This is a genomic window from Rhizobium sp. SEMIA 4085, assembly GCF_013004495.1.
Classification (GTDB): domain Bacteria; phylum Pseudomonadota; class Alphaproteobacteria; order Rhizobiales; family Rhizobiaceae; genus Rhizobium; species Rhizobium gallicum.
The window spans coordinates 1-10153 of record NZ_JABEPH010000222.1 but is presented as its reverse complement, the minus strand read 5'-3'; the positions used below and the strand labels follow the sequence as shown (position 1 = coordinate 10153).

Annotated in this window: 7 protein-coding genes and 2 pseudogenes; 5 read left to right on the top strand and 4 right to left on the bottom strand. The window is 59.6% G+C overall.

Annotated features, from left to right (window positions below):
- Both lpxI and lpxB read left to right on the top strand, forming a co-directional pair.
- The coding region (gene lpxI / locus C9413_RS20640; protein ID WP_170250839.1) for a UDP-2,3-diacylglucosamine diphosphatase LpxI at positions 1-739 on the top strand (739 nt) is incomplete at its 5' end.
- Positions 739-1902, top strand: coding sequence for a lipid-A-disaccharide synthase (gene lpxB, locus C9413_RS20635; protein ID WP_223843988.1), 1164 nt, complete (start codon positions 739-741; stop codon positions 1900-1902). The genes lpxI and lpxB, both read left to right, overlap by 1 nt.
- Before the next feature lie 25 nt (positions 1903-1927).
- Here the strand turns inward: lpxB and gltA are convergent, their stop codons facing one another.
- The 3 genes from gltA to lexA all read right to left on the bottom strand — a co-directional run bounded on the left by gltA (position 1928) and on the right by lexA (position 4886).
- Positions 1928-3217 carry a citrate synthase gene (gltA, locus tag C9413_RS20630; protein ID WP_022715495.1) on the bottom strand — a complete coding sequence of 430 codons (1290 nt, stop codon included), beginning with the start codon at positions 3215-3217 and terminating at the stop codon, positions 1928-1930.
- A 440-nt stretch (positions 3218-3657) separates the two neighbouring features.
- Positions 3658-3831: a hypothetical protein gene (locus tag C9413_RS20625; protein WP_170250838.1), complete on the bottom strand. Its 174-nt coding sequence runs from the start codon at positions 3829-3831 to the stop codon at positions 3658-3660.
- Between the two features lie 338 nt (positions 3832-4169).
- Complete coding sequence (gene lexA / locus C9413_RS20620) at positions 4170-4886, bottom strand: transcriptional repressor LexA (protein ID WP_039844809.1); 717 nt, start codon at positions 4884-4886, stop codon at positions 4170-4172.
- Between the two features lie 204 nt (positions 4887-5090).
- Between lexA and C9413_RS20615 the strand changes: the two genes are divergently transcribed.
- Entirely contained in the window at positions 5091-5969 is an 879-nt protein-coding gene (locus C9413_RS20615; RefSeq protein WP_039844810.1) for a VOC family protein, read from the top strand.
- Positions 5966-6805, top strand: a pseudogene (kdsA, locus tag C9413_RS20610) (3-deoxy-8-phosphooctulonate synthase); the annotation flags it as partial. The gene C9413_RS20615 and the pseudogene kdsA, both read left to right, overlap by 4 nt.
- Before the next feature lie 28 nt (positions 6806-6833).
- Here the strand turns inward: kdsA and C9413_RS20605 are convergent.
- Positions 6834-8678 (bottom strand): HAMP domain-containing methyl-accepting chemotaxis protein, encoded by a 1845-nt coding sequence (locus tag C9413_RS20605; protein ID WP_170250837.1) that lies wholly within the window; start codon positions 8676-8678, stop codon positions 6834-6836.
- Between the two features lie 441 nt (positions 8679-9119).
- Here C9413_RS20605 and eno point away from each other — a divergent pair.
- Positions 9120-10153 (top strand): annotated as a pseudogene (gene eno, locus C9413_RS20600) (phosphopyruvate hydratase); the annotation flags it as partial.

Sequence of the window (10153 nt, the reverse complement as noted above, 5' to 3'; positions counted from 1 at the left end):
GTCATGGGAGGACTATGACCACGCAGTCATCGGCGTCGGTGATTTGTCGGCGCTGGCAGATATTTTCAAGCGCAACAACATCACCCGCGTCGTCATGTCTGGCGTCGTTCGCCGTCGCCCCGAATGGCGGGAACTGAGGCCAACCTGGTGGACGGTGGCAAAGATGCCGGGTGTGGTGCGTACGCTGCTTTCGGGCGGCGACGATACCGTGTTGCAGATGGTCATCAAGCTCATCGAAGACGACGGTCGGCGGGTCGTCGGCGCGCAGGATATTGCCCCCGACCTGCTGGCGGCTGTCGGGCCGATCGGCGCCATGTCGCCGGGGAATGACGACAAGATCGATATCCTGAAGGCGGCAGCAGCCGCCGAAGCGCTTGGTGCGCTCGATGTCGGGCAGGGCGCAGTCTCCGTCGGCGGACGCATCGTGGCGCTCGAAGGCGCCGAAGGGACCGACGGAATGCTTGAGCGCGTCGCATCGCTGCGTGGCGCCGGGCGTATATCGCCGCGCCGCCGTGGCGTGCTGGTCAAGCTCTGCAAGCCGCAGCAGGATGTCCGCGCCGACCTTCCGTCGATCGGCCTCTCCACGGTGACGAATGCCAAGGCGGCGGGTTTGGCGGGAATTGCAATCGAGGCGGGACGTGCTCTCGTGCTGGATCGCCAGGCTGTGATCAAGGCAGCCGACGAAGCCGGGCTTTTTGTCTGCGGGCTCGATCGCGGCCTGCCGTCATGGGGGCTGTGATGAAGATCGCGATCGTGGTAGGCGAGGTTTCCGGAGACCTTCTCGGCGCCGATCTCGTGGCTGCACTGAAGCGCAGGCATGCCGGGATTGAACTTGTCGGCGTCGGCGGCGACGCGCTGGAGGCACAGGGGCTGAAGTCGCTCTTCGACTTCTCCGAGCTTTCGATTATGGGCATCACACAGGTGCTTGGAAAATTGCCGAAGCTTGTCGCCCGCATCAGGCAGACGACGGCTGCAATCGTTGCGGCAAAGCCCGATATTCTTTTCATCATCGACAGCCCGGATTTTACCCATCGCGTTGCCAAACGTGTTCGCGAAGCCCTGCCGGAACTCCCGGTCGTCAATTATGTCTGTCCCAGCGTTTGGGCGTGGAAGGAATATCGCGCCCAGCAGATGCTCGGTTATGTCGACCATGTGCTGGCCGTTCTGCCGTTCGAGCCCGCGGTGATGGAGCAGCTCGGCGGACCGCAGACGACCTATGTCGGCCACAGGTTGACGGCGGATGCGGACCTGATTGCCGCCAGGCGCGGCCGGGCAGAAAAGCTCAGGACCGTCGGCGAGGGCCGGAAAACGATCATGCTGCTCCCGGGCTCGCGCTCGTCGGAGATCACAAAGCTGCTTCCCTATTTTCGCGATGCCGTCAATGAGCTCGTCGCCCGCGGTGGCACAATGCGGTTTCTCATGCCGACCGTCAGCCGCAGGGAATCGATGGTTCGCAACCTCGTGGAGGACTGGGAAACGAAACCGGAGATCCTGATTGGCAATGAACAGAAATGGCGAGCTTTCGCGGAGGCCGATGCGGCAATGGCTGCCTCGGGGACTGTCATCCTCGAGCTTGCACTTACAGGCGTGCCGACAGTCTCAGTCTATAAGACAGACTGGATCATCACGATGATGACGCGGCGCATCAAGACGTGGACAGGAGCAATCCCGAATCTGATCGCCGACTATGCCGTCGTCCCCGAATATATCAACGAGGTCGTTCGTGGCGCGAGTTTGGCGCGCTGGATGGAACGCCTTTCCAGCGACACGCTCCAGCGGCGCGCAATGCTCGAAGGTTTCGACCTTGTCTGGCAGCGCATGCAGACGGAAAAGCCGCCGGGCGAGAAAGCGGCGGATATCGTTCTCGACATTCTGGACAGGAAAAAACCCGGCCGTCTCTGACCGGGTTTTTTCGGGCGGAAGCGGCTTAGCGCTTCGAAACCGGAACGTAGTCGCGCAGCGGTTCGCCGATATAGAGCTGGCGCGGGCGGCCGATGCGCTGCTGTGGATCCTCGATCATCTCGTTCCACTGGGCGATCCAGCCAACCGTACGGGCCAACGCAAAGAGCACCGTAAACATCGTCGTGGGGAAGCCCAGCGCCTTCAGCGTGATGCCGGAATAGAAGTCGATGTTCGGGTAGAGCTTCTTTTCGATGAAGTATTCGTCGGTCAGCGCGATGCGTTCCAGCTCCATCGCGACTTCGAGAAGCGGATCGTCCTTGTGACCGAGTTCGGCGAGGACCTCATGCGTCGTCTTCTGCATGATCTTGGCGCGCGGATCGTAGTTCTTGTAGACACGGTGACCGAAGCCCATCAGGCGGAACGGGTCATTCTTGTCCTTGGCGCGGGCAATATATTCCGGAATGCGCTCGACCGAGCCGATTTCCGAAAGCATGTTGAGCGCCGCCTCGTTGGCACCGCCATGAGCCGGGCCCCAAAGGCAGGCAATGCCGGCCGCGATGCATGCGAACGGGTTGGCGCCCGAAGAGCCGGCGAGACGAACTGTCGAGGTCGAGGCGTTCTGCTCGTGATCGGCGTGCAGGATGAAGATACGGTCCATGGCGCGCGAGAGGACCGGGTTCACGACATATTCTTCGCACGGGACCGCGAAGCACATGCGCAGGAAGTTCGAGGCGTAGTCGAGATCGTTCTTCGGATAAACGAAGGGCTGGCCGATATAGTACTTGTAGGCCATGGCCGCGATAGTCGGCATCTTGGCGATCATGCGTAGGCTTGCGACCATGCGCTGATGCGGATCGGTGATGTCTGTCGAGTCGTGGTAGAAGGCAGACAGAGCGCCGACACAGCCGCACATGACGGCCATCGGATGGGCGTCGCGGCGGAAGCCGGTGAAGAAGCGAGACATCTGCTCGTGCACCATGGTGTGATGCGTGACGCGGTAGTCGAAGTCCTTCTTCTGGGCAGCCGTCGGCAATTCGCCGTAAAGCAGTAGATAGCAGACTTCCAGGAAGTCGCCATGTTCAGCAAGCTGTTCGATCGGGTAGCCGCGATGCAGCAGAATGCCTTCATCGCCGTCGATATAGGTGATCTTCGATTCACAGGAAGCGGTCGAGGTGAAACCAGGATCGTACGTGAAGGAACCGGTGTTTTTATAGAGTGCACCAATATCGATGACGTCCGGACCGATCGTTCCGCTTTTCACGGAAAGATTGGCGGTTTTGTCGCCGATTTTGATTGTTGCGCTTTGATCCGTCATGCTGATCCTCCAAACTGGCGGCGGCGCCATAAAAGCGCCATAGGGTTAAGCGTCCTCTCCGATAGCTATATGATCAGAGCGCCAATGCCAAGTTACCGTGGCGCCATTTTGTGCATCGCAGTATCAACTTTTGGACACTCCTGCGATGCCGGAGGCGCATAGCGGAAGCCAATGATTTAATTCGGCTTTTTGCAATCCAATTTTTTGGTCTTTTTTCAATCGATTATTGTTGCTGAAACGCCCTCAGGGCTGCATTCTGGTTGTATTCATAGGCTGTCGGCATGCTGGGTGCATGCCGGAGTTGAAAACGGCTGAGCTGCGCATTTCCGCTTCTGTAGATGTCGCGGACAAGCAGTTTGCGAGCTTCCCGGCTTGCGCTTTTGGAATGCGGGAAGGAGCCTTCGGCAACAGGACAGCGCTCGCCCGTCAATAGCCACCGTTCACCCCAATAGCCACAGATCAGTCATTGTGGATGCATACCGGCTTTCGGCCTGCAAATGGCGAGCGAAGGAGCCGCTCAGGGCACGCGCCTGCGCATTGCGACGGTTTTTTCGAGCTTGGGCGGCGATCTGGTTTGCGTCCGGCACGAATCTTTCGCCGCCTTCTTCGATCATATGGCCATGCTCAGCGCTTTGGCTTTGACCGATCGCAGCCGTGAGGCGCGCTGCGACCCGCGAAAAGACGGGGGATGCAAACTTTTCATCGCGGCAGCAGGAAGAGGTAAGCAATGCGATGCGAAACGGTGCCACGCCCGGCTTGCGATGCCGCGGACATCGTCCGTCACGCGGGCAAGGTTGCGGTTCGGCGCCTGCCAATGGCGCAGTGCATTTCGCGGATGAAACCTCGCGGAAAACCGGCGCCGTCGAACCGTGCTTTGAACAACTGCCTTCGAGAAACTCGATTGCCCGTAGAGCTTGGCGCGCCGGCGCCTTTGCCGGCGACGCGCTGCCAGTCAATGGTAGCGGCGGATAAGGCCGACGAGCTTACCCTGAACCTTCACGCGATCCGGTCCAAAGATGCGCGTTTCGTAGGCCGGGTTCGCCGCTTCAAGCGCGATGGACGCACCCTTGCGGCGGAACCGCTTCAGCGTCGCTTCCTCGTCATCGACCAGTGCCACGACAATGTCGCCGGGATTGGCGGTGCTGGTGTTGCGGATGATGACCGTGTCGCCATCGAAGATGCCAGCATCGATCATCGAATCGCCCTTGACCTCAAGCGCATAGTGTTCGCCGGAGCCGAGCATATCGGCCGGAACGTTGATGTCGTGCGTGTTGTTCTGGATCGCCGAGATCGGCACGCCTGCCGCAATGCGGCCCATGACGGGAACCGAAATAGAGCTGTTATTGTCTTCGTTCGCCGGCTTCGGCGCGGCGGCAGCAGGCTGCGGCTTGCCGAGGCTGCCCTCGATGACGCTCGGCGAAAAGCCGCGGCGGGGCTGCATGCTCGGGCTGTAGGCTTCCGGCAGCTTGATCACTTCAAGCGCGCGGGCGCGGTTCGGTAGGCGACGAATGAAACCGCGCTCTTCCAGAGCGGTAATCAGCCGGTGGATGCCGGATTTGGACGCGAGATCCAGTGCATCCTTCATTTCGTCGAAGGATGGCGGAACGCCGGATTCCTTCATACGCTCATGAATGAAGAGGAGAAGCTCCTGTTGTTTGCGTGTCAGCATCGAAGTTTAACCCCAAATTCGTGAAACAAAGCCAGAACAGACACTATATGTTCCATATGTGTTCCGCAAGTACCTAAATTTTCGTAAAACTTCGTCCCAATACCGGTCATTTTCGGAAACTTTGTTTGCCGGATCATCGCTTTCAGCTTGCATTGACCACGTAGCGGCACACATCTTCAGCACAGGAAATGGAGACCTGGCGCCATGCAGCATCCGTTGGATCATCTTGTTCTACCGGTCACCAACATCGATCTCGCGCGGGAGCGGCTGGGACGACTGGGGTTCACGGTTGCCGCCGAGGGCCGTCATCCTTTCGGCACAGTGAATGCTTGCGTTTTTTTCGCCGACAAGACCTACCTCGAGCCGCTTGGCGTCGCGAGTGCGAAAGAATGTGAAGAATCAGTGCGGCACGGAAACGTGTTTGTGGCGCGCGACCAGGCCTTTCGTTTCCGGTGCGGCAATGACGGATTCTCTGCGGCAGCATTCAGCACGGACGACGCGGACGCCGATCATGCTCATTTCGTGCGTGCGAGAAAGAGCGGCGGCGCCATGCTGGAGTTTTCGCGCCTGATCAAGATGCCGGACGGGTCGCAATCGACAGGCACTTTCAAGCTTGCGTTTGCCGCCGATCTTCGGGCGCCGGATTTCTTCCTGTTTGACTGCCAGCGCATCAACGCCTCTCCGGCCGATCGGAGCGCGTTAGAAAAGCACGCGAACGGTGCAACCGGTATCTCGGAGATGGTGCTAAGCGCGCCCGAGCCTGAAGCCTTCGGCTCGTTCCTTCAGTTGGCCGTGTCTACGACAGAAATTGAGCGGACACCGTTTGGCGTGGCGATCGCGGCAGCGAATGTCAGGATCAGTCTGCTGTCGCCGGAAGGGGTGGAGGCTTATTTCGATTCGGTGCCGTTAACCGTGGATAAGGGTCTGAGAGGCAGCGCTATCGTTTTCCGCACCACCGATCTTGCCGTGACAGAAGCGCTTTTGGCTGATAACGGGATGCCCTATACACGCAAGAACAACAGAGTCCTGGTGAAGCCTGCGCCCGGCCAAGGCGCGATCTTCGCCTTCGAGGAGACCCGATGAGCAATACGAATTCCGAAGTCGCAGTCGGCGAAGGTGCCGGCCGCGTCGTATTTTCCAACAGTGGCAGGCTGTCGCTGATCGCCGGCGCATGCGAAATGGAGAGCCGCGACCATGCCTTCATGGTTGCTGGCACGCTCAAGGAGCTTTGCGGCAAGCTTGGCATCGGGCTCGTCTACAAGACCTCCTTCGACAAGGCGAACCGCTCTTCGCTGTCGAGCAAACGCGGTATCGGTCTAGAGAAGGGCTTGAAAGTCTTCGCCGACCTCAAGAAGGAACTCGGCATTCCGGTTCTGACAGATATCCATTCGGAAGAGCAATGCGCGCTGGTCGCCGAGGTCGTGGACGTTCTGCAGATCCCGGCCTTCCTCTCCCGTCAGACGGACCTGCTTGTGGCAGCCGCGAAGACCGGCCGTGTCATCAATGTCAAGAAGGGCCAGTTTCTCGCTCCCTGGGACATGAAGAATGTTCTCGCCAAGCTAAATCAGAGCGGCAACCCGAACGTTCTGCTTTGTGAGCGTGGCGCGTCCTTCGGTTACAATACGCTGGTCTCGGACATGCGCTCGCTGCCGATCATGGCGGCCATGGGGGCTCCGGTCATTTTCGATGCGACCCATTCCGTACAACAGCCAGGTGGCCAGGGCACGACGTCGGGCGGGGAGCGCCAGTTCGTCGAGACGCTGGCGCGGGCGGCGGTTGCGGTCGGAGTTGCAGGTGTCTTCATCGAGACCCACCAGGATCCGGACAATGCCCCCTGCGACGGCCCCAATATGGTGTACTTGAACGACATGCCGCGGCTTCTGGAAAAGCTGTTGGCCCTCGACGCCGTCGCCAAGGCGGAGCGATCCTGGCCGAAGGTGCCCGCCGTCAACCGGCGAGCGCCATCCTTTGGCTTGAGTACGACCGCGTTGCGGCGGACGTCGTTACGTCATCGAGAAGGAAGCGGGCCAGCAGGTGATTGAGGTGTATCGCCTCGTCACCGAGTTCGCGGCAGGCGGCATTTGTCTGTTCAACCATCGCCGCGTTCTGCTGCGTGACGCTGTCCATAGTGTTGACGGCGGCGTTGACTTCCAGGAGAGCGGTCGTTTGTTCGGCAGAGGAACGCACGATCGACTCGATCAACGCGGTCACCTTCAGAACCTGCTGATCGATATTGCCGAGCGCTTCACCGGTGCGGTTGACCAAGGCAACGCCGGCCGAAACCTGGCTGGAAGACGTCTCGATCAGCTGCTTGATTTCCTTTGCCAGATTGGCGGAGCGGCTGGCAAGGTCGCGCACTTCCTGTGCAACCACCGCAAAACCCTTTCCGGCCTCGCCGGCGCGGGCGGCTTCCACGCCGGCATTGAGCGCGAGCAGGTTGGTCTGGAAGGCGATTTCGTCGATGACGTTGATGATCTCGCCGATCTGTGCAGATGATGTCTCGATCTCCTCCATCGCAGCGACCGCCTCGTGCACGACGGTTGCCGAATAGCTGGCGCTTTCCTTTGTCGCCGTCATCATCACGTTGGCTTCTTTGGCCCGTACCGACGAGTTCTTGACGGTGACCGTGATCTGGTCGAGCGCCGAGGCCGCCTGCTCCAGCGAGGCGGCTTGATGTTCGGTTCGCCGGGCCAGATCGTTTGTGCTCGATGCGATTTCGCCGGAGCCGCTCCTTACTACATTCGTCACGATCGAGATTTCCTTCATCGCTTCACAAAGCGTGCGGACGCTCGAATTGAACTGCTCGCGCAGCTTCTCGTAGGCTGCGTCGAAAGGCTCGCTAAGCTGGACCGTGAGATCGCCGCCGGAGAGCCGTTCCAGGCCGCGGCTCAGGCTGGCGATGACGCCCTCGCGGATGGCTTCCTCGTCTGCATTGGCAGCGGCAAGCGCCGCATCGCGCTGTGCTTGGGCCTGACGTTCGGCATCCTGGCGGGCACGGATATTGTTCCGCTCTTCGGCGGATTCGCGGAAGACGGGGACGGCGCGCGCCATCTCCCCGATCTCGTCGGCACGCCGGCTGAAGGGCACATCCTTCGAATAGTCGCCGCCGGCAAGGATCGCCATATAGTCGCGCATCGCCGAGATCGGCACGATGGCGCGGCGGCGGAAGACGTAAAGGCCGCCAAGAAGCAGGCAGAGCGAGACTGCGGCAGCCGCGAGCGTGATAGCCGAAAGGATGCGTGTCTGTTCGGCGGCGTCCTTTTCAGCGGACGCCAGGAAGGTGTTCGCCATACCGACGAGTTCGTTGACGGCGTTTTCATGGATATGGAAATTCGTCGCAAGCTTTTCGAAGGACGCCGGAATGACTGCGGAGTCATTCTTGACAATGGCCGGAGCGAGTTCCTCCCGCATCACCTTCCAAAACACCTCGCCTTTGACAAGGACATCGTTCAAGAGCTTCTGCTTGAGGTCCGAGCTGAGCGCGGTCGCCAGCCAATATTTGCGGCGGTCCTCGTAGGCGGGCTTCAGGACATTTTCTATGCGGTCGACGTTATTCTTGGCAACGCCGGGGCGCTGCACCGCTTCGAGCGCAAGCATGTAAGACTCAACGAGGTAGAGGGGCGGCGGCAGTATATCGGCGACGAGATCCTTGCCGTAGATGATTTGTTTGTACATCTCGCCGTTCACCCGCAGCTTATTGAAGGCATAATTCTGTATGCCGATCGAAGCGATCAATCCCGCGGCGACGACCATCGCGAAAATAGCAAGGCTGCGTGCAATATTGAGTTTCATCCTGCGCCCCATGAAGTGAATAGCGAACAGATGCTGTTCGTTTGAAATTATTCTGGAATTTTCGAGGGACCTGAAATCGTGAGATCCGTATAACCAAGCGGATTTGGACCGCACGAGGAAGCGCATCATGCAATACTACTTGCCGGGAAGCGGGGCAGTATTTCCTCACTGAGTATTAATTATAATATTGATTGGTTACTGACCGATAAATTTACAACCAGATCGAAAGTGACCGGGTATCATTTCAAAACCTGAGGTTCCGAAAAGCCGGAGCAAGCTCGCGACAGGGATCGATGGGGTGCGAGCGGCTTCTTCAAAAGCCTGACATATTCGGGCTATAGGCCATACCATGCCGTGTGTCGTCGGTGTGGCATTGTAATTTGCGTGCCTTCGATTAAACAGGCTTCGAACGATTAATCACCCACCGAGCAGGAAGAGATCATGACTGCAATTACCGACATTATCGCCCGCGAGATTCTCGACAGCCGTGGCAATCCGACCGTTGAAGTCGATGTCTATCTCGAAGACGGCAGCATGGGCCGTGCGGCTGTGCCGTCCGGCGCCTCGACCGGTGCGCATGAGGCCGTCGAAGTTCGCGACGGCGGCAAGCGCTATCTCGGCAAGGGTGTTGAAAAGGCCGTCGAGGCTGCCAACACGGAAATCTTCGACGCGATCGGCGGCATCGATGCCGAAAACCAGATCCAGATCGACAACATCATGATCGACCTGGACGGCACGGCGAACAAGGCCCGCCTCGGCGCCAATGCCATCCTCGGCGTATCGCTCGCCGTCGCCAAGGCTGCCGCCCAGGCTGCCGGCCTGCCGCTCTATCGCTACGTTGGGGGCGCGAGCGCGCATCTGCTGCCGGTTCCGATGATGAACATCATCAACGGCGGCGCGCATGCCGACAATCCGATCGACTTCCAGGAGTTCATGATCATGCCGGTCGGCGCCGATTCGATCCGCGAAGCGGTTCGCATGGGCTCGGAAGTCTTCCACGTCCTCAAGAAGGAGCTCTCGGCCCAGGGGCACAACACCAATGGCGGCGACGAGGGCGGATTTGCGCCGGGCCTGAAGAGCGCGTCCGAAGCGCTCGACTTCATCATGAAGTCGATCGAGAAAGCCGGCTACAAGCCGGGCGATGACATCTGCCTCGGTCTCGATTGCGCTTCGACGGAATTCTTCAAGGACGGCAAGTATGTTCTGGAAGGAGAGGGCCGCACGCTTGAATCGGGCGCCATGGCTGAATACCTCGCCGATCTCGCCGGCAAGTACCCGATCATCTCGATCGAGGACGGCATGGCTGAGGACGATTGGGACGGCTGGAAGGCGCTGACGGACCTCGCAGGCAAGAAGGTGCAGCGGGTGGGCGACGAGCTGTTCGTCACCAACTAGGAGCGCCTGCGCGACGGCATCCGCCTGGGGGGCGCCAACGCGATCCTCGGGAAGGGAAACCAGACCGGATATCCGACCGA